Below are 26,262 nucleotides of genomic sequence, written 5' to 3'. Positions count from 1 at the left end.
CCCAAGGATCCGCCCCACGATGCCCGCCCGCGAAATCACCATCATCAACAAGCTGGGTCTGCATGCCCGGGCGGCAGCCAAGTTCGTCGGTGTGGCCGGCCGCTTCCCCTGCCAGGTGCGGGTCGGTCGCGCCCCGGACAAGCTGGTGGATGGCAAGAGCATCATGGCGGTGATGATGCTGGCAGCAGGCAAAGGCACCCAGGTGCACCTGCATACCGAAGGCGAGCAGGACAGCGACGCCATGGACGCACTGGTCGAGCTGATCAACAACTTCTTTGACGAAGGCGAATAGCCCCCCACACACCTGCGCTTGCATCAGGACATCGCGGTATCCATCACCATCATCAGACAGAAACCTGTACACAGCCCCAGGCTGGCCAGACGATGATGGCCGTTGCTGCGCGATTCTGGAATGATTTCCTGGGTGACCACCAGCAACATCGCCCCCGCTGCACAGGCCAGCCCCAGCGGCAGCAGCAGTTCGGCAACATTCACCAGCCAGGCACAGATCAACGCCGCCAGCGGCTCGACCAGGCCTGAGGCTGCGCCGATCAGGAAGGCCTTGAAGCGCGGCATGCCCGCCCCTGCCAGCACCAGCGCGATCACCAGCCCCTCAGGCACATCCTGCAAGGCAATGCCCATGGCCAGGCTGTCGGCGTCGGCCATTCCACCCCCGGCCGACACACCAATGGCCATACCTTCGGGGATGTTGTGGGCAATTATGGCAATCACGAACAGCCAGATGCGCGCTGCGATCACCGGCTGGTTTGCCGTGCCCACCAACGCCTCCGGCGAAGCCCAGGATACCTTGAGGTCGACCAGGAACAGGCACAACGCCCCGAACATCAGGCCAAAACTGACCAGGCCACCTGCCCCCCAAGGGCTGAAGCCAATAGACTGAGCCGCCGCCAGGCCCGGCATGATCAGGGAAAACGCGGTGGCCGCCAGCATCACGCCAGCACCGAAGCCCAATAGCGTATCCGCCAGCGCCACCGGCATATTGCGAATGACCAGTACCGGTACTGCGCCCAGTGCCGTACCCAGTGCGCACAAAGCACCGCCCTCCAGGGCGCGCAGCATGCGCGGGTCGAGGTCTAGCCAGGCGAGGCCCCGCGCCACCAATAACGCGGCGCCAGCCAGCAAAAGCAAAGTCCCAAGCGCCAGGCGGAACAGGCGCACACTGCTGACAGACATCACCTCAGAGCGCATACCGGTCCGACTCACTTCAGGGCTTCAAGGTAACGACGTTCAACTTCCACCCAGTCAATGACGTTGTAGAAGGCACCGATGTATTCCGGACGACGGTTCTGGTACTTGAGGTAGTACGCGTGCTCCCACACGTCCAGGCCGAGGATCGGCGTATTGCCGTGCATCAGCGGGCTGTCCTGGTTGCCGCTACTCTCCACCATCAAGGTTTTTTGCGGCGTCACGCTGAGCCAGGCCCATCCGCTGCCGAAGCGGGTCAACGCGGCTTTGGTGAAAGCCTCCTTGAAAGCCTCGAAGCCGCCAAGTTGTGCAGTGACGGCTTGCGCCAGTTGGCCCACAGGCTCGCCACCGCCCTGAGGCGACATGACAGTCCAGAACAGGCTGTGGTTGGCGTGACCACCGCCGTGGTTGGTCACGGCGCCACGCAGGTTTTCCGGCAGTTGCTTGACGGCAGCGACCAGTTTTTCCACCGGCCATTCGGCCCACTCGGTACCTTCGAGGGCGGCATTGAGGCCGTTCACGTAAGTCTGGTGATGCTTGGTGTGGTGGATTTCCATTGTCTGGGCATCAATGTGTGGTTCCAGCGCATCGTAGGCGTATGGCAATGCAGGCAAGGTATGGGGCATGTCAGTGAATTCCGTAGGCATGGGTTCTGGGTGTTACATCCGGCTGGGCAGCGAGCTCGCTGGCCCCGGCGCTGTGGCGGTTGAGCAAGCGCTCGGTACGCGGGTACTGGCCATACTCGGCAATGAAACTCAGCAGCTCGGTGTAAGTGCGCGCACTGTGGCGCAAGGCGGCATCACGCAGCGCCTGAGGCAGGCGCACTTCCTGGCAGGCCTGCAGCAGTCGCTGGTGAGCAGCGCACAGGTAGTCGGCGCTTTCATGCGGCTGGTCAAGGCGCAGGTGCAGGTCAGCCAGGTTGTGGTGGGCGATGACGAATGCAGCCACCGCTTCGTCCACGTCATGCCAGCGCTCGAACAGCACCTGGGCCAACGCCAAGGCTTGCAGGTAGTGTTCCCGGGCGTCCACCAGCTCGCCTTGTTCGAATAGGCGGTTGGCGGTTTCCGTGGTGCGTTTCCAGTGCTGCATGGCTGTCTCCTGGGCGGTGACGCAGTGTCAGATACCGCCGGCGGTGAGCTTTTCCGGGTCCAGCAGCGCTTCGAGCTGGTCGCGGGACAGGTCGGTGTGCTCCAGCGCAACATCGATGATTGGGCGACCTTGCTTGTAGGCGGTCTTGGCGATTTCGGCGGCTTTGAGGTAGCCGATGATCGGATTCAATGCAGTGACCAGGATCGGGTTGCGCGCAAGGGCTTCCTTGAGTTTGTCTTCGTTGACCTTGAAGGTGGCGATGGCTTTGTCGGCCAGCAAGCGGCTGACGTTGGCCATCAGTTCGATGCTTTCCAGCAGGTTACGGGCGATCACCGGCAGCATCACGTTCAACTCGAAGTTACCGGACTGGCCGGCGACGGCGATGGTCGCGTCGTTGCCAATCACTTGGGCGCAGACCATGGCAGTGGCCTCCGGGATCACCGGGTTGACCTTGCCTGGCATGATCGAAGAGCCCGGCTGCAGAGCTTGCAGCTCGATTTCGCCCAGACCGGCCAGCGGGCCGGAGTTCATCCAGCGCAGATCGTTGGCGATTTTCATCAACGCCACAGCGGTGGTCTTGAGCTGGCCAGACAACGCCACGGCAGTGTCCTGCGAGCCGATCAGGGCGAACAGGTTCTGGCCGGGCGTGAACTCGACCTTGGTCAGGCCACTGAGCTGGCGAGCGAAACCGACCGCGAACTGTGGATGGGCATTGATGCCGGTACCCACGGCAGTTCCGCCCTGGGCCAGCGCCTGCAGGTGCGGCAGCATCGCTTCGATATGCGCCTTGGCAGCATTGATCTGCGCAGCCCAGCCATCCAGCACCTGGCTCATGCGCACGGGCATCGCGTCCATCAGGTGAGTACGACCGGTCTTCACGAATGAATGTACTTGTGCCGACTTGACCTCGATCACCTGTACCAGGTGCGCCAGGGCTGGCAGCAACTGCTCGTGCAGGGCCAGCGCGGCACTGACGTGGATGGTGGTCGGAATGATGTCATTGCTGCTCTGGCCACAGTTGACGTGGTCATTGGCATTGACCGCCTCACCCAGTACATGGGTAGCCAAGGTGGCGATCACCTCATTGGCGTTCATGTTCGAACTGGTGCCAGAGCCTGTCTGGAACACATCCACCGGGAAGTGCTGGATGAAGTCCTCGGCCAGCAGTTGCTCGACAGCCTTGACGATAGCCTGGCCCTGCCCGGCAGACAGTTGCTCCAGTTCGACGTTGGCCTTGGCCGCAGCGGCCTTGGCCAGCAACAAGGCACGAATGAACTGGGCCGGCATACGCTGGCCGCTGATCGGGAAGTTGTCGACCGCGCGCTGGGTCTGGGCGCCGTAGAGGGCCTGGGCCGGCACCTGCAGCTCACCCATGCTGTCACGCTCGATACGGGTATCACTCATCATCAAATCCTTGCATCAGTTCATCGGGAGAAATCGAAGGCAGCAGACGGCAATTGGCCAACTGCAGGGCGTAGGGTTGCCAGCGTTGGTTCTGTTCCTGGCGGTCGAGGTTGCGCAGGTCCAGCAGAGGGCGCCACGCCTGATCCAGGCACAGGCAACGCCAATGCCAGGGGAGCATGCGATCGCAGGCGGTATCCAGCAGCAGGCGAAACGCTGTCAGCGCCACCGTCCATGGCGAGGTTTCGGTGCAACACACCAGATAGCGGCCTTCGGCCAGGTAATGCTCGATCAGGCGCGGCTCGTCGGGGTCGAGCGCACAGCGAATGCGCCGGCTGAGCCAGCGCCAGTTTTCCAGGTAGGGCAGTTCGCGGAGGACGGATTTCATGAACATCATCGCCGGGTTACTGGATAATGATATTCATTATTAAGTGATAAACAGAATCACTTCAAGAAAAAGGTGATGAAATAAAAACCCGGCGCGAGGGCCGGGTCTTCGGATTTGCAGAGAAAGGTGTAGTGTGTGCCGGCCTCTTCGCGGGTAAACCCGCTCCTACAACGGCCGGTGTCCAACCCCGATGTGCGTCCACTACCGTGTAGGAGCGGATTGATCCGCGAAAGGGCCGGCGCAGGCTAAAGATCAGCTACCAGCAACGGTCATCCGCTCGATCAGCACCGAGCCCGTATGAATGTTGCTACGGGTTTCAAGATCGCTGCCAATCGCGACAATCTGCTGGAACATGTCCTTCATGTTTCCGGCGATGGTGACTTCCTGCACGGCATGCTGAATCTCGCCATTCTCGACCCAGAACCCCGCCGCACCGCGGGAATAGTCCCCCGTCACCATGTTCAAGCCATGCCCCATCAGTTCGGTCACCAGCAGCCCGCGCCCCATGCGGCGAATCAGCGCGGCCTGATCTTCGACACCGTGGCTGACGAACAGGTTGTGCACGCCACCGGAATTGGCAGTACTCGGCAAACCCAGCTTGCGCCCGGAGTAGGTGCCCAGCAAGTACGACACCAGCTCGCCTTTTTCGACAAAAGGTTTGGCATAGGTGGCCAGGCCATCACCGTCGAACGCAGCACTGCCCAACGCACGCGGAATATGCGGGCGCTCGTCGAGGGTCAGCCAGGAAGGGAACAGGCGCTGGCCAATGGTACCCTCCAGGAACGACGACTTGCGGTAGAGGTTGCCGCCGGAAATGGCCGACAGGAAGCTACCGAACAGGCCACCGGCCAATTCGGCCGAGAACAGCACCGGTACCTCGCAAGTCGGCACCGGCCGGGCGCCAAGGCGGTTGGCGGCACGCTGGGCAGCGCGCACGCCGATGCTGCGCGGGTCGGCCAGCAGGTTGCCTTGGCGGTTCACGTCGTACCAGTAGTCACGCTGCATCTGCCCGTCGCCTTCGGCAATCATCACGCAGCTCAGACTGTGCCGGGTCGAGGCGTAACCACCGATGAATCCATGGCTGTTGCCATACACGCGGCAGCCCTGGTGGGTATTGAGGGTGGTGCCATCGGCGTTGAGGATGCGCGGGTCGGCGTCGAAGGCCGCGGCCTCGCAGGCCAAGGCCATTTCAATGGCCTTCTCGGGCTCGATATCCCAGTCGTGGTACAGGTCCAGATCAGGGATTTCACGCGCCATCAGTGCCGCGTCGGCCAAGCCCGAGCATTCATCCTCGGAGGTGTGCCTGGCAATTGCCAGCGCTGCGGCGACGGTCTCGCGGATCGCCTCCGGGCCACTGGCCGAGGTGCTGGCCGAACCTTTACGCTGGCCAGCATAGAGGGTGATACCAAAGCCCTGGTCGCGGTTGAACTCGACCGTTTCGACCTCACGCTGGCGTACGGTGGTGGACAGCCCCTGCTCCAGCGACACCGCCACTTCGCAGGCACTGGCCCCCTGACGACGCGCCTCGGCGATGATCGCCTCGACCTGTTCCTGCAATGCTGGCAGGTCTCTCGGACCTACGCTCTGGACTGCACTCATGGTTCTCTCCACTCAAATTCTGCGTACGGCTTGGGGTCATTCTACGACCGGGCCGGACAAGCGGCCCCCGACTGGTTATCATGGCGGCGATTTCTAGCGGACTGCCACCATGGTTGATTCAAACGACGACGCCTTCGACGGCGAAAAAAGCAAAACCCAGATCAAGCGCGAACTGCATGCGCTGGTCGAACTCGGCGAGCGGCTTACCACGCTCAAGGCCGATACCTTGGCGCGCCTGCCATTGACCGACGAGCTGCGCAAGGCACTGGCCGAGGCCAGCAAGCACACCGCTCATGGCGCCCGTAAACGCCACATGTCGTTCGTCGGCAAGCTCATGCGCGTGCAAGACCTCGATGCCATCCACGCCTTGCTCGAGCAGATGGACAGCTCGACTCGCCAGTACAACGAACGCTTCCACAGTTTGGAGCGCTGGCGTGACCGGTTGATCGACGGTAACGACGAAGACCTCGAGCGCTTCGTCAACGAGTACCCCGACACCGACCGCCAGCAACTGCGCTCGCTGGTGCGCCATGCCCAGCACGAGAAGGCGCGGAACAAGCCGCCTGCCGCCGCGCGCAAGGTGTTCAAGTACATTCGCGACCTCGACGAGTTGCAACGCGGGCTACGCTGACAGGCTGGGCCCCTGTGAGAGCGGGCATGCCCGCTCCCACAACGACTCCCGAAGCCATCAAGCGCCCGTACCGCCTACGGTAATCGCATCCAGCTTCAAGGTAGGTTGCCCCACCCCGACCGGCACCGACTGCCCGTCCTTGCCGCACGTCCCTACCCCGCTGTCCAGTGCCAGGTCGTTACCGACCATCGAAACCCGGCTCATCGCCTCGGGACCATTACCGATCAAGGTTGCGCCCTTCACCGGCGCGGTAATCTTGCCGTCCTCGATCAGATAGGCCTCACTGGTGGAGAACACGAACTTGCCGCTGGTGATATCCACCTGCCCACCACCGAGATTGGCGCAGTAGATCCCCTTCTTCACCGACGCGATGATCTCCTGCGGGTCGCTTTCGCCGGCACGCATGTAGGTGTTGGTCATGCGTGGCATCGGCAGGTGCGCGTAAGATTCACGGCGGCCGTTGCCGGTCACTGCCATGCCCATCAGGCGCGCGTTCAGCTTGTCCTGCATGTAGCCCTTGAGCACACCATTCTCGATCAGCGTGGTGCATTCGGTCGGGGTGCCTTCGTCGTCCACGCTCAGAGAACCACGGCGGCCTTCAAGGGTGCCATCGTCAACGATGGTGCACAGGCTCGACGCCACTTTCTCGCCAATGCGGCCGCTGAATGCCGAACTGCCCTTGCGGTTGAAGTCGCCTTCCAGGCCATGGCCAACAGCCTCGTGCAACAGCACGCCCGACCAGCCCGGGCCCAACACCACCGGCAAGGTACCGGCCGGCGCCGGGATCGCTTCCAGGTTCACCAGGGCCTGGCGCAGAGCCTCGCGGGCATAGCCCATCACCCGCTCTTCGGTGAAGAAGCGGTAATCGGTACGCCCGCCACCGCCCTGCCCACCGCGTTCGCGACGGCCATTCTGCTCGACGATGACGCTGACATTGAAGCGCACCAGCGGACGTACGTCGGCGGCCAGGCTGCCATCGGCCGCAGCAATCAGAATACGCTCCCAAACCCCAGCCATGCTCACGCTGACCTGCTGAATGCGCGGGTCCAGGGCACGGGTGGCGGCATCGACACGTTTAAGCAACTCGACCTTTTCGGCACGACTGAGCACGTCCAGCGGGTTGTCCGCGGCATACAGGGCGGCCACCTCCTGGCTGCGGAAGGCTTGCACCGTGCCGTTCTGCCCGGCACGGGAAATCGAACGGGCAGCACGGGCTGCCGAGGTCAGCGCTTCAAGGTTGATCGCGTTGCTGTAGGCGAAGCCGGTTTTTTCGCCGGACTGGGCACGCACGCCCACGCCCTGGTCGAGGTTGAAGCTGCCCTCTTTGACGATGCCGTCTTCCAGCGCCCAGGTTTCCGAGATCTGGCCCTGGAAATACAGGTCGGCGGCGTCGATGCCGGGGCCAGCCAACTCACCCAGCACGCTCTGCAGGCTGTCCAGGGTCAAGCCGCCTGGGGCCAGGAGCTGCTCGCTGACGGTGGATAACATCTGGCTCATAGTCACTCCGAGGTATGCGCAGGCCGCAACGCGCCCTGCGAAAAAAAGCGCCGGTGCGATACCACCGGCATGCGCGCCCGAATGGACGCTTGTTCTTCAATGTCGCGCTCGGCAAGCAGTACCGCTTCACCTTGCGCCTGTTCTGCGAGAATGCGCCCCCAAGGGTCGACGATCGCCGCATGACCATGGGTTTCCCGTGGACCGGGGTGGGCGCCGCCCTGTGCCGCAGCCAGCAGGTAACACTGGGTTTCGATGGCCCGGGCACGCACCAGCACCTCCCAGTGTGCTGCGCCGGTCACTGCAGTAAAAGCTGCCGGTGCGGTGATCAGCTCCGCGCCGGCAGCGCGCAGCGCGCTGTACAGTTCGGGAAAGCGCAGGTCGTAACACACGCTCAGCCCCAGCCGCCCGACCGGCGTATCAGCCACCACTACCTGAGCACCCTGTGCGTAGTCATCCGACTCGCGGTAACGGCCCCGGTTGTCGGCTACGTCCACGTCAAACAGGTGCAGCTTGTCATACCGTGCCGCCACCTCGCCGTGTTCATCGATCAGCAACGAGCACGCATGGGCCTTGGCATCGGGCTGGCCGGCCGGTGGCAAGGGCAAAGTACCGGCAACAATCCATAACTTGAGGTCGCGGGCGGTGCGTTTCAACCATGGCAGAATGGGCCCTTGCCCCAAAGCCTCGGCACGGCCGATGGCAGCAGCGTCCTTGCGCCCCATGGCGGCAAAGTTCTCTGGCAGCACCGCCAACCGCGCGCCGCCCAACGCGGCCTGCTCCAACAGGGCACCGGCACGCTGCAGGTTGGCCTGCACGTCGTCCTGGCTGACCATCTGGATTACCGCTGCCTTCATGGGTACTCCTAGCGGGATTTCTCGAAAGGTTTCACAAATGTGATTCTAGGCTCTTTCCACGGCCCTTCGACACGGTAGTGCACGCTGGCAAAGCGTGACACGCGGTCACCGATCAGCCGATCGACCAGGAACAGCGCACCGCCCACAGCCGGCGCGCCGACGATCAACGCTGCCAGCGGCAGGTTGTTGGTCACCGGCAGGCTCACCTGCAAGTCAGCATCGACCCGGTCGCTGACCATGTCCAGCGTGCCGTCGAGCTCGAAGTTGCTCGACGGGCCGGTCACGGTAATCGGATTGCGGGTCACGTACACGCCACTACTGGCCACCAGCAAGCCCTTGACCCGGTCATAGGCCAGGCCCTTGTCAAACAGGTCGGAAAAGTCCAGACGCAGGCGCCGGCCAATCGAGTTGAAGTTGAGCAGGCCGAACACCCGCAGTGCTTGTGCGCTGCCTTCGACCTCGACGAACTGGCCGCTGCGCAGCGCCGCATCCATGCTGCCCGAGAAGCGTTTCAGGCCCACCGCGGCGGGCGAGCCCGGCCAGCGGCCATCCACATCCAGGCGGAAGTCGCGGCTGGTCACAGTCGGGGCAAAGCCCCAGGCCTTGAGCACATCCGCCAGATTCTTGCCGTCAAGGCGCCCTTTGTACCAACTGCTGGTTTTGCCCGTTTCACCTTCCCAGCCACCGCCGCCATCGATGCGCAACCCCTTCAGATCGAGGTCGATATCACTGGCTTTAACGCCACGTGCGGTCGGCCGCAGCTTGATCGAGGCGCTGCCGTAAAGATCGTCACCGCGATAGAGCTTGTCGATGCTCAGGTCCAGTGCCGGGACTTTGCGCGGATCGAACGAGGCCAGCGGGTCGGGGCCGTCTTCAGCCTGCTGCTCAGCGGCGCTGGCGGCAGGCAGGCGCAAGGTCTGCATGCGCACGGCCATGGGCACGCCCTTGGCATCCGGAACGCGTGCGTTACCGATGACTTCCTTGCTGTCGAGGCGCAAATCCCAGGCCGGGCCGGCCCGGGCCAGGCGAACCACGGCCTGGTTCAGATCCATGCCGAAGGCTTTCAACTGGCCTATGCTCAGGTCGACGCTTTGCAAGTTCTGCCGCGCGCTGCCACCCGGGTCGTCGCCAGCCAGCCGGGCAGCCTGTTCCTGCCAGGGGGCCAGGTCCAGCGTCTCCAGTCGCCCGCGCACCCTCAGCCCTTGGCTGGCAGGTACCCGGGCGTCGCCTGTGCCCAGCACTAGCTCGCCACGGCCCTGAGTCAACTTCTCGGCCGGTGCGGCATAGGCGAAGCGGGCAAGGTCGGCGTAGGCGGCATCGAATTGCCGCTCCGGTCCCTGAAGGCTCATGTCGAAACGGCTGTCACGGGTATCTGCCGCCGCTTTGCCAAACGGAGCCGGCAGGTCGATGGCCAGGCCCTTGAGGCTGGAAGTGACACTCAGGTGGTTGTCCCGGCTCCCCAGACTGAGTTGCAACTGATACGGCAGGTCACCGGATGCCGGCAAAGCCTGGTTGAATTGCAGCCAGTCAGTCAGCGTCTTGAGCGATACCTGGCCATTGGCATTGATGCGGGTCTGCATCTGCCCAGCCTGACCTTCAGCGGTTATTCGAGCCGTTACCGGCTTGCCGAAGGCCTGTAGGCTGATGCCTTTGCCACTCAGGCCCTTGTCGAAATCGAAGCTGAAGTCTCCCTTCAGGCGGCTCAACTCCAGGCTGGGCGGAGCAACTTTCAGGCGCGCATCGCTGGTGGCGAAGTCCACCTGCACTTTTGGGCGCTGCCCATGGGCCAGCGGGATATCGAGCTTGACCTTGCCCTTCAGCGGCCCCTCACCTTCCCAGCCGGCGAAAATTTCACCAGTGCCGATGGGCGCCTCCTTGAGAATCTTCAGGCCATCACCCAGGCTACCGTCGAAGTCGCCGTCCAGGTAAAGGTGACTGTGCTGGTCACCGTCGACATGCGGGATATCCACTGTTACATCACTGACCTTGGTGTCGAGCAGCACGCCTCGCCGGGCCAAGATGCGCACGCCACTGTCCTCGATGAACACATCGCCATCCACATGCTGCACCTGTGGCCAACCGGGCTGGAAGTCCAGGGCGGCGTCATGCACCTTGAAGAACAGGCTGATGCTGCGCGCCTCCGGCGCTGCGCCATGGTTCAGCGAGCCCTGATACTGGAAGTAGCCCTGGTCCACAGCACCTTTGATGATCGCGCTGCGCAGCCATTCGTCGAGGGCCGGGCTGAGCACTTCGGGCAGATACTTGGCGGTATAGCGGCCATCGCCTTCGGTCAGGCCGACGCGCAGGTCCATGTAGTCCTCGCGGCCTTCCTCGAAGAACAGGCGAATCAGGAAGTCGCCGGCGATCTTGCCCTCTTCGCCCAGCACCTTGAGATAGGGCGCAATCAGGGTGAAACCGTCTTTGTCCAAGGTCCAGGTCAGGCGCGCATTCGCCTTCTGGTAGTGCCAGGGCTTGGCGAAGATCGGGTACAGATGCAGCATGAACGCATCGGTATCCAGGCGCAGCTCGCCGTGGCCCAGGTCACCGTTGATGCTGCCACTGACGTTACCGGCCGCCGGAGCGTTGTAATAAGCATCGAAGCCTACCTTCTCCAGGTTGGCCGCGAACTGCAGGCGCTGGTCACCCTCGGCCTTGGGCCTGACCTCGAGGCGCACATTGCGCAACGCACCGGTCACCTTCAAGCCATCGACCACATCCTTCACCTTGTCCGGCAATGGTGCCAGGGCGTCGATCAGCGGAGTCAGCGGAGTGAGGTCGAGGCGGTCGGCCTGTAACTGCCAGCTTTCATCGGCTGCGTTCTGGCCAGGGCGCTGCTGCAACTGCAGGTGAGACTCCCAGCGGGCCTTGCCGAGGTCCATGGCCAACGAGTCGACGACCACATCGAAGCCTTGCTCCCGGCGCTGGAACCAGGCGCCCAAAGCGAGGTTATTCAGGTCGGCAGCCTTGCGCCCGGCATAGGCCCCCTGCAGCCTGGGTGCATTGAGCCTTACGACGGCCCGTTGCAACTGCCCCTTGCCCCAGCCGATCCAGAACTCACCGCCCGCCCGCAGGGTATCCGCATGCCACTGCCCCAACACCCTGGGTGGCAACCAATGTGCCCAGTCACTTTGCGGCAGGCTCACATAGGCTTGTACCTCGCCATCACGCCAAGCCTCGGCCGACATACGGCTGTTCAGGCTCAGCGCCAGGGGCTGGCCATCAGGCAGGGTCGCGCGCAAGTCCAATGCCTGACGTGTGGCACCGGCCTGCAGGCCAGCACTCACATAAGTCAGGGTCAGCGGGTCGCGCTGCCAGGGGTGCAGGGTGACCAGACTGTCGAATACATCGATGCGCCCCAACTGCCGCAGGCGCTGCAGCAAGTCGGCAGGGTCCAGCGGCGCGTCGTCCTTCTTCGGCAGGCCCTCCAGGCTCCAGGCGCCCTGCTCGTTCTCGCGAAGGATCAGTTGCAGCCCGCCCAGCTGAATGCGCGCCAGGCGCACTTCACGGGCGGTGAGGCTGGCCCAGATGTCGGGCACTACCATGACGTCGTCAAGCCGCAGCGCCTTGGTGCCTTCGCCCAGTTGCAGGTCGCGCACCCGCAGCACGGGGGCCAACCCGCTCCAGTGCCCTTCCAGGGCACCGACATGCACGGGCAGGCCCAGCGCCTGCTCGGCCTTGCTTTCTAAGTCGGCACGGTACTCGGCGACCAGCGGCACCAGTTCACGGCCAAGGCTGACATACAGCGCCACCAATACGGCCAGCAGGGCACAAATGCCCAACCCCCAGCGGGTCAGAGCGACAAGAACGCGGTTCAGACGTCCCATGGCCATGGCCCTCCAAGTCGTTTATCCATGATGGCCCGTAGTGCCGGTTTTACCAGCCCGACGATACCGTGGCGTGTTTCAGAAGGCCTCAGAGCAGCACCACGTCGTACTGTTCCTGCGAATACATCGACTCGACCTGGAAGCGAATGGTTCGACCGATGAAGGCTTCCAGTTCCGCCACGTTGCCTGACTCCTCATCCAGCAGGCGGTCGACCACCTTCTGGTTGGCCAGCACACGGTAGCCTTCGGCCTGATAGGCGCGGGCCTCACGCAGGATCTCGCGGAATATTTCGTAGCAGATGGTCTCGGGCGTTTTCAGCTTGCCGCGGCCCTGACAGGCCAGGCACGGCTCGCACAGCACCTGCTCCAGGCTTTCCCGCGTGCGCTTGCGGGTCATCTGCACCAGGCCCAGTTCGGTGATGCCGATGATGTTGGTCTTGGCGTGATCGCGCTCCAGCTGTTTTTCCAGGGTACGCAGAACCTGGCGCTGGTGATCTTCGTCTTCCATGTCGATGAAGTCGATGATGATGATGCCGCCAATGTTGCGTAGGCGCAGTTGCCTGGCGATGGCGGTAGCGGCCTCGAGGTTGGTCTTGAAGATGGTTTCTTCGAGGTTGCGATGGCCGACGAAAGCCCCGGTGTTGACGTCGATGGTGGTCATCGCTTCGGCCGGGTCGACCACCAGGTAACCGCCGGACTTCAACGGCACCTTGCGCTCCAGGGCCCGCTGGATCTCGTCTTCGACGCCGTACAGGTCAAAGATAGGGCGCTCGCCCGGGTAATGTTCGAGGCGGTCGGCTATTTCCGGCATCAGCTCGCCGACGAACTGCGTGGTCTTCTGGAAGGTTTCCCGCGAGTCGATGCGGATCTTCTCGATCTTCGGGTTGACCAGGTCACGCAGGGTACGCAGGGCCAGGCCAAGGTCTTCATAAATGACCGTGGGCGCGCCACAGGTCTTGATCTGGGTGCCAATCTGCTCCCACAGGCGGCGCAGGTAGCGAATGTCCTGCAAGATCTCCTCGGCACGCGCGCCTTCGGCGGCGGTGCGCAGGATGAAGCCGCCGGCATCCTTGATGTTCTCGCTATCCATGCAGTCGCTGACCACCTGTTTGAGGCGATCACGCTCGGCTTCGTCCTCGATTTTCAGCGAGATACCGACATGACTGCTGCGTGGCATGTACACCAGGTAGCGCGACGGAATCGATAGCTGGGTGGTCAGGCGCGCCCCCTTGGTGCCGATCGGGTCCTTGGTCACCTGCACCACCAGAGCCTGGCCTTCATGTACCAGTGCGGTGATGTTCTCTACCGCCGAGCCTTCACGCTGGGAGATCTCCGAGGCATGGATAAATGCAGCGCGCTCAAGGCCGATGTCGACGAAGGCCGCCTGCATGCCTGGCAGCACACGCACCACCTTGCCCTTGTAGATATTGCCGACGATGCCACGGCGCTGGGTGCGCTCGACGTGCACTTCCTGCAGCACCCCGTTTTCCACCACCGCCACACGTGACTCCATCGGGGTGATGTTGATCAGGATCTCTTCACTCATGGCAGGCTCTCGTCAAAGGTTCTTTCTTATGATGGATGGCGTATGCACTGCTGGCTACTGCGGGTTTGTTACCTCTGGCGTATGCGCGAGCGATTGCCAGCAGGCGATGCCGAACTGGCCAAGCAAATCGGCCGTTTCACAGAGCGGCAAGCCGACCACCGCCGAGTAGCTGCCGGAAAGGCCGGTGACGAAAACCGCACCCAGCCCCTGCACGGCATAGCTGCCAGCCTTGTCTGCTGGCTCGCCGCTGGCCCAATAGCGTTGCGCTTCATCGGTGCCGATGGCGCGAAAGCGCACCTTGCTGGTAACGCAAAAACTGTGCACCCGCTGGCCATCGTCCAGAGCGACAGCGGTCAGCACCTGATGCTCACGGCCTGACAGGTCAGCCAGCATGGCCAAGGCATCTTCGCGGTTTTCCGGCTTGCCGAGAATACGACCATCGAGTACCACTGCGGTGTCAGCGCCGAGCACTACAGCCGGGCCATCGATGCTGGCCAGGCCGGCGGCAGCCTTTGCCCGGGCCAGGCGTTCGACGTAGGCAGGGGCGCTTTCGCTGGGTAGCGGAGTTTCATCGACGGGGGCGCTGATGACGATGAACGGCACGCCGATCTGCGTCAGCAGTTCACGACGACGGGGCGAGCCGGAAGCCAGGTATAACGGGGTCATTCAGACATCTCCCTGTCAGCGGCGCGTTGCCGTCAGTTGATATGCAAGCGTCGACGCAGGTCGCGCAAGGCAAAGCTGATCCACGGCCAGAGCAAGGCACTGATCACCGCCGACCAGACCAGCGCCAGGGTGGGTAGGCGGTTGCCGGTCAGTGCGCTGAGCCACAACTGGATCAACTGGGCGATACCAAAGATCACCAGAATGACCAGGCTTTGCTGCCACATGGGGAACATGCGCAGACGCTGCTGCAGGGACAGCACCAGAAAGGTGATGAAGGTAAGAACCAGCGCATTCTGCCCCAACAGGGTGCCATACAGCACGTCCTCGGCCAGGCCCAACACGAACGCCGTGGTCATGCCGACTTTGTTCGGCACGGCAAGGGTCCAGAACGACACCAGCAAGGCCAGCCACATGGGCCGGAACACCTCCATGAACTGCGGCATGGGGGAAACGCTGAGCAGCAGGCCGATGGCGAAAGTAAGCCAGATGATCCAGCCGTTATTGCGGCGTGATGCAGCCATCATTGCCTCCGGAGTTGAGCGGGTGCGGCCGGCGTGGCAGGTGCAGCAGACGGGACTGCTGGCTGCGCGACCGGAGTGGCCGGTGCTGCCGGTGTGACCGACGCGGCAGGCGTGCCAGCGGCGGGTGCGACCTGATCACTGGTAGCGGTCGGATGGCCAGCAGGTGCAGCGCCCTTGCGATCAGCCTCTTCCTGGGCAATGGCGGCATCGGTGGCGCGCTGCTCCGGGCTACGTCGGTCACTGAACACCAGCAGCATATAGCGGCTGCGGTTGAGTGCGGCGGTAGGGATGGCACGAACGATGGCAAAGGGCTGGCCGGAATCGTGGATCACTTCGTTGACCGTGGCCACCGGGTAGCCGGCAGGAAAGCGCTGCCCCATGCCGGAACTGACCAGCAGGTCGCCTTCCTTGATGTCGGCAGTGTCGGCCACATGGCGCAACTCCAGGCGTTCCGGGTTGCCAGTGCCGCTGGCGATGGCACGCAGACCGTTGCGGTTGACCTGCACCGGAATGCTGTGGGTGGTATCGGTCAGCAACAGTACCCGCGCGGTGTAGGGCATCAACTCTACGACCTGGCCCATCAGGCCGCGGGCATCGAGCACCGGCTGGCCCAGGAACACACCATCACGTTCACCCTTGTTGATCAGAATGCGGTGGGTAAACGGGTTGGGGTCGACACCGATCAGCTCGGCCACTTCAACCTTTTCGTTGACCAGCGCCGAAGAGTTGAGCAACTCGCGCAGCCGCACGTTCTGCTCGGTCAGGGCTGCCAGCTTCTGCAGGCGCCCCTGCAGCAGCAGGGCTTCGGTCTTGAGCTTCTCGTTTTCGGCAATCAGCTCGGTGCGGCTACCGAACTGGCCGGCCACACCTTGCCAGGCACGCTGCGGCAAATCGGTGATCCAGTACGATTCCATCAGCACCAGGCCCATCTGGCTGCGCACGGGTTTGAGCACGTCGAAGCGCGCGTCGACAACCATCAACGCGACCGACATCACCACAAGAACGAGGAGGCGAACGCCCAGCGAAGGGCCCTTGGAGAAAAGCGGTTTAATGGGCCGTTCCTCGTGGACGACTCAGGAGGTCATTGGACATGGAACAACGCACCAGCCTGGTTGCGGGTTGACGGATACGGTGCCCCAAACGGGCACCAGCGCAGCACATACAGGTAGCACTGTGTGTACTACCTGTAAACCGGGCGCTCGTGAACAGCGAGCGGGATCACTCGCTGGAGAGCAGGTCCATCGCGTGCTTGTCCATCATTTCCAGGGCGCGACCGCCGCCACGGGCGACGCAGGTCAGCGGGTCCTCGGCAACGATTACCGGCAAGCCGGTTTCCTGGGCCAGCAGTTTGTCGAGGTCACGCAGCAGCGCACCACCACCGGTCAGCACCAGGCCGCGCTCGGCGATGTCCGAAGCAAGCTCGGGCGGCGATTGCTCAAGGGCGCTCTTGACCGCCTGGACGATGGTCGCCAGCGATTCCTGCAGCGCTTCGAGCACTTCGTTGGAGTTCAGGGTGAAGGCACGCGGCACACCTTCGGCCAGGTTGCGGCCACGCACGTCGACTTCACGTACTTCACCACCTGGGTAGGCAGTACCGATTTCCTGCTTGATACGCTCGGCGGTGGATTCGCCGATCAAGCTGCCGTAGTTGCGGCGCACGTAGGTCACGATGGCTTCATCGAAGCGGTCACCGCCCACACGGACGGACTCGGCATAGACCACGCCGTTCAGCGAGATCAGGGCGATTTCAGTGGTACCACCACCGATATCGACGACCATCGAACCGCGGGCCTCTTCAACCGGCAGGCCTGCACCGATGGCAGCGGCCATCGGCTCTTCGATCAGGAACACTTCACGGGCCCCCGCACCGAGGGCCGACTCGCGGATGGCGCGGCGCTCTACCTGGGTCGACTTGCACGGCACGCAGATCAGCACGCGCGGGCTTGGCTGCAGGAAGCTGTTCTCGTGAACCTTGTTGATAAAATATTGCAACATTTTTTCGCAGACGCTGAAGTCGGCGATGACGCCGTCCTTCATCGGACGAATGGCTGCAATGTTGCCAGGCGTACGGCCCAGCATGCGTTTGGCTTCGGTACCGACGGCGACGACGCTTTTCTGGTTGCCATGGGTACGGATGGCAACAACCGAGGGTTCATTCAGGACGATACCGCGCTCACGCACGTAAATAAGGGTGTTGGCAGTACCCAGGTCGATCGAAAGATCGCTGGAAAACATGCCACGCAGTTTCTTGAACATGGGAAAGTGACCCTGGGGAAAGCGTGGGTAAAAAAGTGCGGCAAACTCTAACAATGGCAGGGATTTTGGGCAAGGAGCCAATATGTTAAATTGGCTGTTTTTCCGAGCACGCCAGCAGAATTTCGCGGCCGTTAGACCGCCAGAAAGCTGACATGTTCCTCACTGCGGACCCAAATTCCGTTCTTTGTTTCCCTTGGAGATCCTCATGGCGCTTGAACGCTGCGACGTGGAAAAGATCGCCCATCTGGCCCGCCTGGGCCTGAATGATGGCGAACTGCCACGCATTACTGACGCCCTGAACAGCATTCTCGGCCTGGTCGACCAGATGCAAGCGGTCGATACCACTGGCATCGAGCCCCTGGCCCACCCGCTGGAGGCCAGCCAGCGCCTGCGTCCCGACCAAGTCACCGAAAGCAACCAGCGCGACGCCTACCAGGCCATTGCGCCGTCGACCGAAAGCGGTCTGTACCTGGTTCCCAAAGTCATCGAGTAAGGGATAGAGCCTGCCATGCATCAATTGACCCTGGCCGAGATCGCCCGCGGACTCGCCGACAAATCGTTTTCTTCCGAAGAGCTGACCGGCGCGCTACTGGCGCGCATCAAACAGCTCGACCCTCAGATCAACAGCTTCATCAGCATCACCGACGACCTGGCCCTGGGCCAGGCGCGTGCCGCCGATGCCCGTCGCGCCGCTGGCGAAACCGGCGCGCTGCTGGGTGCACCGATCGCCCACAAAGACCTGTTCTGTACCAACGGCGTACGCACCAGCTGCGGCTCGAAGATGCTCGACAACTTCAAGGCGCCCTATGACGCCACCGTGGTCGCCAAGCTGGCCGAAGCCGGCATGGTCACCTTGGGCAAGACCAACATGGACGAGTTCGCCATGGGTTCGGCCAACGAATCCAGCCATTACGGCGCGGTGAAGAACCCGTGGAACCTCGAGCACGTGCCAGGCGGCTCATCCGGTGGTTCGGCCGCTGCAGTGGCCGCGCGCCTGCTGCCCGCCACCACGGGCACCGACACCGGCGGCTCGATCCGCCAGCCCGCGGCACTGACCAACCTCACCGGCCTCAAGCCGACGTACGGTCGTGTGTCACGCTGGGGCATGATCGCCTACGCCTCCAGCCTCGACCAGGGCGGCCCGCTGGCCCGCACCGCCGAAGACTGCGCGCTGCTGCTGCAAGGCATGGCCGGTTTCGACGCCAAGGACTCCACCAGCATCGAAGAGCCGGTGCCGGACTACAGCGCCAACCTGAACGCTTCACTTCAGGGCCTGCGCATCGGCCTGCCGAAAGAGTACTTCGGCGCCGGTCTCGACCCACGCATCGCCGACCTGGTCCAGGCCAGCGTCAAAGAGCTGGAAAAGCTCGGCGCAGTGGTCAAGGAAATCAGCCTGCCGAACATGCAGCATGCCATTCCGGCCTACTACGTGATCGCCCCGGCCGAAGCCTCTTCCAACCTGTCGCGTTTCGACGGCGTACGCTTCGGCTACCGCTGCGAAGAGCCGAAAGACCTCACCGACCTCTACAAGCGCTCACGCGGCGAAGGCTTCGGCGCTGAAGTACAGCGCCGTATCATGGTCGGTACCTACGCCCTGTCGGCCGGCTACTACGACGCCTATTACGTGAAGGCGCAGCAAATCCGCCGCCTGATCAAGAACGACTTCATGGCCGCCTTCAACGATGTCGACCTGATTCTCGGCCCGACCACGCCAAACCCGGCCTGGAAGCTCGGCGCCAAGAGCAGCGACCCGGTTGCCGCCTATCTCGAAGACGTCTACACCATCACCGCCAACCTGGCAGGCCTGCCAGGCCTGTCGATGCCTGCGGGCTTCGTCGACGGCCTGCCGGTCGGCGTGCAACTGCTGGCGCCATACTTCCAGGAAGGCCGCCTGCTCAACGTCGCGCACCGCTACCAACAGGTGACCGACTGGCACACCCGCGCCCCCAACGGCTTCTGAGGAATTCACACATGCAATGGGAAGTTGTGATCGGGCTGGAAATTCACACTCAGCTCGCCACCCAGTCGAAGATCTTCTCCGGCAGCGCTACCACCTTTGGCTCCGAGCCGAATACTCAGGCCAGCCTGGTTGACCTGGGCATGCCCGGCGTACTGCCGGTGCTGAACGAGGAAGCCGTGCGCATGGCGTGCATGTTCGGCCTGGCCATCGATGCCGAGATCGGCAGGCGCAACGTGTTCGCACGCAAGAACTACTTCTACCCGGACCTGCCCAAGGGCTACCAGATCAGCCAGATGGACCTGCCGATCGTCGGCAAGGGCCACCTGGACATCGCACTGGAAGACGGCACCATCAAGCGCATCGGCGTAACCCGCGCGCACCTGGAAGAGGACGCCGGCAAGAGCCTTCACGAAGACTTCAGCGGTTCCACCGGCATCGACCTGAACCGTGCCGGCACCCCGCTGCTGGAAATCGTCTCCGAGCCTGACATGCGCAGCGCCAAGGAAGCCGTCGCCTACGTCAAGGCGATCCACGCGCTGGTGCGCTACCTGGGCATCTGCGACGGCAACATGGCCGAAGGTTCGCTGCGCTGCGACTGCAACGTATCGATCCGCCCGAAAGGCCAGACCGAGTTTGGCACTCGCTGCGAAATCAAGAACGTCAACTCGTTCCGTTTCATCGAGCGCGCGATCAACAGCGAAATCCAGCGCCAGATCGACCTGATCGAAGACGGTGGCAAAGTGGTGCAGGAAACCCGCCTGTACGACCCGAACAAGGACGAAACCCGCTCCATGCGCAGCAAAGAGGAAGCCAACGACTACCGTTACTTCCCCGATCCGGACCTGCTGCCGGTGGTCATCGAGGACAGCTTCCTCGAAACCATCCGCGCCGGCCTGCCGGAGCTGCCACCCCAGAAGGTCGAGCGTTTCCAGAGCCAGTACGGCCTGTCGGCCTACGATGCCAACGTCTTGGCTTCCAGCCGCGAACAGGCGGACTACTTCGAAGAAGTGGTGAAAATCGGGGGTGATGCCAAGCTGGCGGCCAACTGGGTCATGGTCGAACTGGGTAGCCTGCTGAACAAGCTGGGTGTCGAAATCGATCAGGCGCCGGTCAGTGCCGCGCAACTGGGCGGCATGCTGCTGCGCATTCGTGACAACACCATCAGCGGCAAGATTGCCAAGACCGTGTTCGAGGCCATGGCCGCCGGTGAAGGCGATGCCGACAGCATCATCGAGAGCAAAGGCCTGAAGCAGGTTACCGATACAGGTGCGATCGACAAGATGCTCGACGAAATGCTGGCAGCCAATGCCGAGCAGGTCGAACAGTATCGTGCAGCCGATGAGGCCAAGCGCGGCAAGATGTTCGGCTTCTTCGTCGGCCAGGCCATGAAAGCCTCCAAAGGCAAGGCCAACCCGGGGCAGGTGAACCAATTGCTCAAGGCCAAGCTCGAAGGGTGATGATTTTCCCCCTGTAATGCTGCGAGGGCTTCGCCCTCGTTCGCGGCTAAAACCGCTCCTACACAAGCCTGCGCTTTACCTGTAGGGGCGGGTTTACCCGCGAATGGCCGCACCGGAGAGCACCTGACTTGCTAAAACGATCCCTCGGCACTCTCGCCCTGTTTTCTTTCCTGGCCGGTTGCGCCAGCCATGACATCGACCCGCGCGGTTACGACCGGACGGGTACCGCGTCCTATTACGGGTCGCGCCACCACGGCAAACGCACTGCCAGTGGCGAACCATTCAACCAGCACGGCCTTACCGCCGCCCACCGCAGCCTGCCTTTCGGCACGCGAGTACTGGTGACCAACATGGCCAACCAGCGCAGTGTGGTGGTTCGCATCAACGACCGTGGCCCGCACACCCGGGGCCGCCTGATTGACCTGTCTCGCGCAGCAGCAGAAAAAATCGGCATGCTCCGTAGCGGAACAGCGCGCGTCCGGGTACAAGGGCTTAGCGACTGACGCGACAGGAGTCCGACCATTTTCGACCTGGCCACCCTTCCCACTTTTAGCCTGCTGCAAATGGGCGTTGCCCTGCTGTTGCTGGTCGGCGGCGCCGAGCTACTGGTGCGCTCCGCTTTGCGCCTGGCGCAGCGCCTGCACGTTCGCCCGCTGATAATAGGCCTGAGCCTGGTGGCCTTCGGCAGCACCGCGCCACAATTGACCGTAAGCCTGCAGGCTGCCTACCAAGGCGCGCCGGATGTGGCAGTAGGCAGCGTGATCGGCAGCAATATCTTCAACGTACTGGTCATTCTCGGCCTGGCCGCGCTGATCATTCCGCTGCGGGTGTCACGCCAACTGGTGCGTCTGGACATTCCATTGATGATCGTCGCCAGCGGACTGGTGTATGCACTGTCCGCCAATGCCCGCCTGGGCAGGGTTGAAGGGGCACTGCTATTGCTGGGGCTGGCCGGTTACCTGGCAATGCTCTGGCATCAGTCGCGCCACTATGCACGCACCTACCCGGCCCCGGACGCCACCAGGTCCGGGGCCGGGCGCTTCTGGTCAGGTACGCTGTTGCAGGTATTGGTCGGCCTCGGCCTGCTGAGCCTGGCGGGCCACTTGCTGCTGGAAGCTGCCATCGAGGTGGCCACCGACCTGGGCCTGTCCGAGCGCATCATCGGCCTGACGGTGGTCGCCATCTGCACCTCCCTGCCGGAACTGGCCGCTGCGCTGATCGCCGCCTTGCGTGGCGAACGGGAGATCGCCGTGGGCACGGTGATCGGCAGCAACCTGTTCAACCTGCTGGCCGTACTGGGCCTCACCGCACTGATCACCCCGGAGCCACTGTCGATTTCGCCTAACGCGCTATCTTTCGATCTGCCTGTAATGCTCGGCGTTGCCGTCCTGAGCCTGCCAGTGTTCTATTCCGGTTACCGCATCACTCGCGCCGAAGGCCTGGTGTTTCTTTGCCTGTACCTGGCTTACGGCCTGCATGTGGCGGCTTTTACCATGGGTATGCCGCTGGCTGGTCGCCTGGAGCGCTTGATGCTGTTCTATGTACTGCCGGTGCTCGCCACAGTGTTGCTGTACACCACCGTGCGCGCCTGGCGGAGGCAGCATTGAGGGGCATGGAAGGGGGACGCGTCAGGGCCGCCAGACGCATGCCTTTAGGCTTTCATCGCCTGTGAGATCGAGCGCCGCCCGCGCGGCGCTTCGCTTTGGCGCATGCCTCGATATCGCGTCGTACAAACAAGGCGGTCGCGCGCGCCTGGCACAGAACGGACTGGCCCGAAACAAACGTAGGAGCGGGTTTACCCGCGAAGCGCCGCGCGGGCGGCGCTCGATCTCACAGGCGCCGAAAACTTAACGGCATACCCCATACGAACAAACCCGATCAGCCCTTGGCCTGGCGCGCCTTCTTCAACTTGAAGGCAACCCACAGCACAGCGATCCATGCCGGGATCAGCATTACCGAGATGCGAATTGGCGGCGTGAGGTACATCACCACCAGGATCAGCACGATGAATGCCAGGCACAGGTAGTTGGTCAATGGGTGCCCCAGGCTTTTGTAGAAAGGGGTGATCCCGGCGGCCAGCTTGGCCTGGCGGAACTTCAGATGGGTAATACTGATGCTCGCCCAGTTGATCACCAGCGCAGACACCGCCAACGCCATCAGCAAACCAAAGGCCCCTCCCGGCATCAGGTAATTGATCAGCACGCACAGGCCGGTCGCAAAGGCCGACACGCCCAGCGCGGTCAGCGGCACACCGCTACGGCTTACCTTCAGCAACTGACGCGGCGCATCGCCCTGGCTGGCCAGGCCGAACAGCATCCGGCTATTGGCGTACACACAGCTGTTGTACACCGAGAGCGCAGCCGTCAGCACCACGATATTGAGGATGGTCGCCACCAGGTCGCTGTCCAGTTCGTGGAAGATCATCACGAACGGGCTGCCGCCCTGCACCACCTTCTGCCAAGGGTACAGCGACAACAGCACTGCCAAGGCACCGATGTAAAAAATCAGGATGCGGTACACCACCTGGTTGGTGGCCTTGGGGATGCTCTGGCGCGGGTTGTCGGCTTCGGCAGCCGTGATGCCTACCAACTCCAGGCCACCGAACGAGAACATGATCACCGCCAAGGCCATTACCAGACCAGTGACACCGTTAGGGAAGAAGCCACCGTACTGCCACAGGTTGGCCACGCTGGCATCCGGGCCACCATGGCCGCTGCCCAGCAACCAGGCACCAAAGCCGATCATGCTGACGATGGCGACCACCTTGACCAGGGCGAACCAGAACTCCATCTCGCCATAAACTTTTACCTGGGTCAGGTTGATCAGGTTGATCACCACGAAGAAGATCGCCGCCGTGGCCCAGGTAGGGAAGTCCGGCCACCAGTACTGCACATAGATACCGACCGCCGTCAGCTCGGCCATGCCGACCAGCACGTACACCACCCAGTAATTCCAGCCTGAGACAAAGCCGGCAAACTCGCTCCAGTATTGGTGGGCGAAGTGGCTGAAGCTGCCGGCGACCGGCTCTTCCACCACCATTTCGCCCAGCTGGCGCATGATCAGGAAGGCCATCAGGCCGGCGATGGCGTAGCCCAACAACACGGAGGGGCCGGCCAACTGGATGGTCTGGGCAATGCCCAGGAACAACCCGGTACCGATGGCCCCGCCCAGCGCGATCAGCTGGATATGGCGATTCTTCAGCCCGCGCTGTAACCGCTCGGGCGTGCTCTGGTCTTGCATGAAGTGTCCTTTAGCTCAGTGAGGCAGTGTTGTTGCTGTTATTTGCAGTCAAGGATCTAGATCCATCCGCCCCACTGCAAGATGAAAATACCAATGTTGGTGGTGATCGCCGCCATTAGCGTGGTGATCACGATGATCGACGCGGCCAGTTCATGATTGCCGTTGGCCGCCCTCGCCATCACGTAGCTGGCCGCAGCGGTCGGGCTGCCTATGTACAGGAACAGGATGCCCAGCTCCGCCCCGCGAAACCCGCACAACCAGGCCCCAAGGGTACCGAGCAGCGGCAGCCAGAGCATTTTCACGAGGCTGGCATCGATGGCCAGCCGACCACAGTTACGCAGGGCTGCCAGCGACAGCGTGCCGCCGATACAGATCAGCGCCAGCGGCAGGGTCATCTGCGCCAGGTAGTCGCCCGAGGTCAGCAGCCAGTTGGGCAGCGGCACCTGGCCATAAGCCATGGGAGCGGCCACCAGCACGCTGATGATCAGCGGGTTGCTGAAAATGCTCTTGCAGATACTCCACGGGTCGGACTTGAGGTCCGGGCTGTACACCGCCAGCACCACCGCGGACAGCGAGTTGTACATGAGGATGACCAGGCCTGCGAGCACCGCCCCCAGGGAGATGCCATAGTCACCGTACAGGCTGGCGGCCAGGGCCAGGCCTATCACACCGTTGTTGCCGCGGAATGCGCCCTGGGTATAGATGCCCCGGTCGGCCATCGGGCTGCGCCAGATGGCCATGCCCCAGGCAATGGCGAAACCGGCCAAAGTGGCGACGATGAAATACAGGAGGACGCCGGGTTTGACCGCTGCGGCCAGGTCGGCGTGATAGATGCCGAGAAACAGCAGCGCCGGCATGCAGACGTTGAACACCAGCTGCGAGGCGACACGGTTGAAGTTGTCGTCGATCAAGTGTATGCGTTTGAGCAGGACGCCCATGAACAGCATGGCGAAAACCGGTGCCGTGATGTTCAGGGTCTGGATAAGAAGGGCGAGCATGCGCAAGCGATCCTGGAGGGGGTTGCCGTCAGGCGGCCAATGATACGTCAACGGCCGGGATTTGCGGGGATCAAGCGCGATAAAAGGAATGTCTTTTCAGGTTATCCGCTGCCCGTACCGGCCTCATTGCACGCCCCCCACCGACTAGCACGCCGCGACTCATCGGTTCATACAAACCCGTGTCAGCCAGTCATTACAACCCCGCAGCAACCCAAGCCTTGTTCAGCCGCTTCTCCCGCGCCGACGCCGCCAGCGCCATCACCCCCTGGTCACGCTGCCAGATTTGCGCCCAATGCACCGGCCCTGCCGCCAACGCTGCATCGATCTCCCCCCGCAACGCCTGGAACTGCGCAAACAACCCGCCCAGCAACAAGTGACACCCCATGCTATCGGCACACTGCCGGCTCCCCTCGGCACAGCCGGCCAACAGCCCGAGCAACTGCAGGCGCAGCCCCTGCGGCCAGGCGCACTCCTGCCCCACGCCATACAACCAGGCGGTCAGCGCCGTGAGTACATACAAGTCCTCCAGCGAACGGAACGGCTTCACATAGGCATCCCAGCCGTCACCGGCCAGCAACTCGCACGATGCCTGCTCCAGCAGCAATCGGCCATGACCGACTTCCGGCATCAGCGGCAGGGTTGGCAATGGCTCCAGTGTTACCCCCGGCTCCCCGGGGTAAACCACCGCCAGGCTCAACTGCGGCGCAGCGCCAGCCGCTTCGCTACGCGCTGCCACCAGCAACCACTCCGCCTCCAGGCCCGCAGTAACGAAGTCTTTGCAACCCGACAGCCGCAGAGCGCCCAGCCGTGTGTGCATGTCTGCCGGCCGCACGCTGCGCCGCTCGGTGGCACACAAGGCGCCAAGGCTGTGCGGCGCACTGGGCCACAGCACGCGAAGGGCAGCCTGGTAACCCACCAGGAAGGCCAGGCCCGGGGTGGCCATTGCACGCCCGCCCAGTACCGCCAGTTCGAACGGGGCAACCGTGCCGAGGCGCTCAAGCAGCGCGGCGTAGGTTTCGCCCAGGGTGCCTGTCGGCGCGAGGCGAAGCGGATCGTTGAGTCGTTGCAACCAGGCCATGGAACAGCTCCTTGCTGGAGGGCTTTCAGTTAAGGCTCAGGGTGTGTCACG

Annotated in this window: 24 protein-coding genes; 7 read left to right on the top strand and 17 right to left on the bottom strand. The window is 62.9% G+C overall.

Annotated elements, in window-relative coordinates; all coding sequences use genetic code 11:
• Window positions 1-19 precede the first annotated feature (19 nt).
• Window positions 20-292: an HPr family phosphocarrier protein gene (locus tag ACF8RA_RS15310; RefSeq protein WP_010952144.1), complete on the top strand. Its 273-nt coding sequence runs from the start codon at window positions 20-22 to the stop codon at window positions 290-292.
• A 23-nt stretch (window positions 293-315) separates the two neighbouring features.
• On the opposite strand, the gene ACF8RA_RS15305 is transcribed toward ACF8RA_RS15310, so the two are convergent.
• The 6 genes from ACF8RA_RS15305 to pmbA form a co-directional block, all read right to left on the bottom strand.
• On the bottom strand, window positions 316-1,209 hold the full coding sequence (locus ACF8RA_RS15305) for a ZIP family metal transporter (protein ID WP_049586462.1): 894 nt from the start codon (window positions 1,207-1,209) through the stop codon (window positions 316-318).
• Between the two features lie 11 nt (window positions 1,210-1,220).
• Entirely contained in the window at window positions 1,221-1,832 is a 612-nt protein-coding gene (locus ACF8RA_RS15300) for a superoxide dismutase (RefSeq protein WP_176683748.1), read from the bottom strand.
• Between the two features lies 1 nt (window position 1,833).
• Window positions 1,834-2,295 carry a hypothetical protein gene (locus ACF8RA_RS15295; RefSeq protein WP_176683749.1) on the bottom strand — a complete coding sequence of 154 codons (462 nt, stop codon included), beginning with the start codon at window positions 2,293-2,295 and terminating at the stop codon, window positions 1,834-1,836.
• Window positions 2,296-2,322: 27 nt separating this feature from the next.
• Window positions 2,323-3,699: a class II fumarate hydratase gene (locus ACF8RA_RS15290; RefSeq protein ID WP_392487883.1), complete on the bottom strand. Its 1,377-nt coding sequence runs from the start codon at window positions 3,697-3,699 to the stop codon at window positions 2,323-2,325.
• Window positions 3,692-4,093: a hypothetical protein gene (locus ACF8RA_RS15285; RefSeq protein ID WP_012051310.1), complete on the bottom strand. Its 402-nt coding sequence runs from the start codon at window positions 4,091-4,093 to the stop codon at window positions 3,692-3,694. The genes ACF8RA_RS15290 and ACF8RA_RS15285 overlap by 8 nt, the downstream gene beginning before the upstream one ends.
• A gap of 243 nt (window positions 4,094-4,336) precedes the next feature.
• Entirely contained in the window at window positions 4,337-5,683 is a 1,347-nt protein-coding gene (gene pmbA / locus ACF8RA_RS15280; protein WP_176683751.1) for a metalloprotease PmbA, read from the bottom strand.
• A 109-nt stretch (window positions 5,684-5,792) separates the two neighbouring features.
• On the opposite strand from pmbA, the gene yjgA reads away from it, so the two are divergent.
• Entirely contained in the window at window positions 5,793-6,314 is a 522-nt protein-coding gene (gene yjgA / locus ACF8RA_RS15275) for a ribosome biogenesis factor YjgA (protein ID WP_003255152.1), read from the top strand.
• Window positions 6,315-6,371: 57 nt separating this feature from the next.
• Here yjgA and tldD read toward each other — a convergent pair whose 3' ends face one another.
• From tldD to mreB, 8 genes are all read right to left on the bottom strand, one after another.
• Window positions 6,372-7,811, bottom strand: a complete 1,440-nt coding sequence (gene tldD, locus ACF8RA_RS15270; protein ID WP_209967842.1) for a metalloprotease TldD — start codon at window positions 7,809-7,811, stop codon at window positions 6,372-6,374.
• Window positions 7,812-7,813: 2 nt separating this feature from the next.
• Window positions 7,814-8,665, bottom strand: a complete 852-nt coding sequence (locus ACF8RA_RS15265; RefSeq protein WP_176683753.1) for a carbon-nitrogen hydrolase family protein — start codon at window positions 8,663-8,665, stop codon at window positions 7,814-7,816.
• 8 nt (window positions 8,666-8,673) lie between these two features.
• A complete protein-coding gene (locus tag ACF8RA_RS15260) occupies window positions 8,674-12,495 on the bottom strand; it encodes a YhdP family protein (protein ID WP_392513848.1) in 3,822 nt (1,273 codons plus the stop codon).
• 82 nt (window positions 12,496-12,577) lie between these two features.
• On the bottom strand, window positions 12,578-14,035 hold the full coding sequence (gene rng / locus ACF8RA_RS15255) for a ribonuclease G (RefSeq protein WP_021781845.1): 1,458 nt from the start codon (window positions 14,033-14,035) through the stop codon (window positions 12,578-12,580).
• 54 nt (window positions 14,036-14,089) lie between these two features.
• Complete coding sequence (locus tag ACF8RA_RS15250; protein ID WP_176683755.1) at window positions 14,090-14,701, bottom strand: nucleoside triphosphate pyrophosphatase; 612 nt, start codon at window positions 14,699-14,701, stop codon at window positions 14,090-14,092.
• Between the two features lie 32 nt (window positions 14,702-14,733).
• A complete protein-coding gene (gene mreD / locus ACF8RA_RS15245; RefSeq protein WP_176683756.1) occupies window positions 14,734-15,222 on the bottom strand; it encodes a rod shape-determining protein MreD in 489 nt (162 codons plus the stop codon).
• Window positions 15,222-16,274: a rod shape-determining protein MreC gene (gene mreC / locus ACF8RA_RS15240; protein WP_176683826.1), complete on the bottom strand. Its 1,053-nt coding sequence runs from the start codon at window positions 16,272-16,274 to the stop codon at window positions 15,222-15,224. Before mreC ends, mreD begins: the two co-directional genes overlap by 1 nt.
• A 166-nt stretch (window positions 16,275-16,440) precedes the next feature.
• On the bottom strand, window positions 16,441-17,478 hold the full coding sequence (gene mreB / locus ACF8RA_RS15235) for a rod shape-determining protein MreB (protein WP_003255163.1): 1,038 nt from the start codon (window positions 17,476-17,478) through the stop codon (window positions 16,441-16,443).
• A gap of 205 nt (window positions 17,479-17,683) precedes the next feature.
• Between mreB and gatC the strand changes: the two genes are divergently transcribed.
• The 5 genes from gatC to ACF8RA_RS15210 all read left to right on the top strand — a co-directional run bounded on the left by gatC (window position 17,684) and on the right by ACF8RA_RS15210 (window position 22,502).
• Window positions 17,684-17,971 carry an Asp-tRNA(Asn)/Glu-tRNA(Gln) amidotransferase subunit GatC gene (gatC, locus tag ACF8RA_RS15230; protein ID WP_003255165.1) on the top strand — a complete coding sequence of 96 codons (288 nt, stop codon included), beginning with the start codon at window positions 17,684-17,686 and terminating at the stop codon, window positions 17,969-17,971.
• 15 nt (window positions 17,972-17,986) lie between these two features.
• Entirely contained in the window at window positions 17,987-19,438 is a 1,452-nt protein-coding gene (gene gatA / locus ACF8RA_RS15225) for an Asp-tRNA(Asn)/Glu-tRNA(Gln) amidotransferase subunit GatA (protein WP_176683757.1), read from the top strand.
• A gap of 11 nt (window positions 19,439-19,449) precedes the next feature.
• Complete coding sequence (gatB, locus tag ACF8RA_RS15220) at window positions 19,450-20,895, top strand: Asp-tRNA(Asn)/Glu-tRNA(Gln) amidotransferase subunit GatB (RefSeq protein WP_176683758.1); 1,446 nt, start codon at window positions 19,450-19,452, stop codon at window positions 20,893-20,895.
• A gap of 128 nt (window positions 20,896-21,023) precedes the next feature.
• Window positions 21,024-21,398 (top strand): septal ring lytic transglycosylase RlpA family protein, encoded by a 375-nt coding sequence (locus ACF8RA_RS15215; RefSeq protein ID WP_392487881.1) that lies wholly within the window; start codon window positions 21,024-21,026, stop codon window positions 21,396-21,398.
• Between the two features lie 60 nt (window positions 21,399-21,458).
• Window positions 21,459-22,502, top strand: a complete 1,044-nt coding sequence (locus tag ACF8RA_RS15210) for a calcium/sodium antiporter (RefSeq protein ID WP_176683760.1) — start codon at window positions 21,459-21,461, stop codon at window positions 22,500-22,502.
• Between the two features lie 271 nt (window positions 22,503-22,773).
• Here the strand turns inward: ACF8RA_RS15210 and ACF8RA_RS15205 are convergent, their stop codons facing one another.
• The 3 genes from ACF8RA_RS15205 to ACF8RA_RS15195 form a co-directional block, all read right to left on the bottom strand.
• Window positions 22,774-24,135: an amino acid permease gene (locus ACF8RA_RS15205; RefSeq protein ID WP_176683761.1), complete on the bottom strand. Its 1,362-nt coding sequence runs from the start codon at window positions 24,133-24,135 to the stop codon at window positions 22,774-22,776.
• 56 nt (window positions 24,136-24,191) lie between these two features.
• Window positions 24,192-25,133 carry an AEC family transporter gene (locus ACF8RA_RS15200; protein WP_176683762.1) on the bottom strand — a complete coding sequence of 314 codons (942 nt, stop codon included), beginning with the start codon at window positions 25,131-25,133 and terminating at the stop codon, window positions 24,192-24,194.
• Between the two features lie 193 nt (window positions 25,134-25,326).
• The gene (locus ACF8RA_RS15195; RefSeq protein WP_176683763.1) at window positions 25,327-26,211 is read right to left on the bottom strand and encodes an acyl-CoA dehydrogenase; all 885 of its coding nucleotides are present in this window, start codon (window positions 26,209-26,211) and stop codon (window positions 25,327-25,329) included.
• Between the last annotated feature and the right edge of the window lie 51 nt (window positions 26,212-26,262).

Origin of the sequence: Pseudomonas sp. FYR_5 (assembly GCF_043106315.1) — a bacterium.
Taxonomy (GTDB): domain Bacteria; phylum Pseudomonadota; class Gammaproteobacteria; order Pseudomonadales; family Pseudomonadaceae; genus Aquipseudomonas; species Aquipseudomonas putida_Y.
Note: the sequence above shows the minus strand (reverse complement) of the source record. Positions and strands in the feature narration are given on the sequence as shown.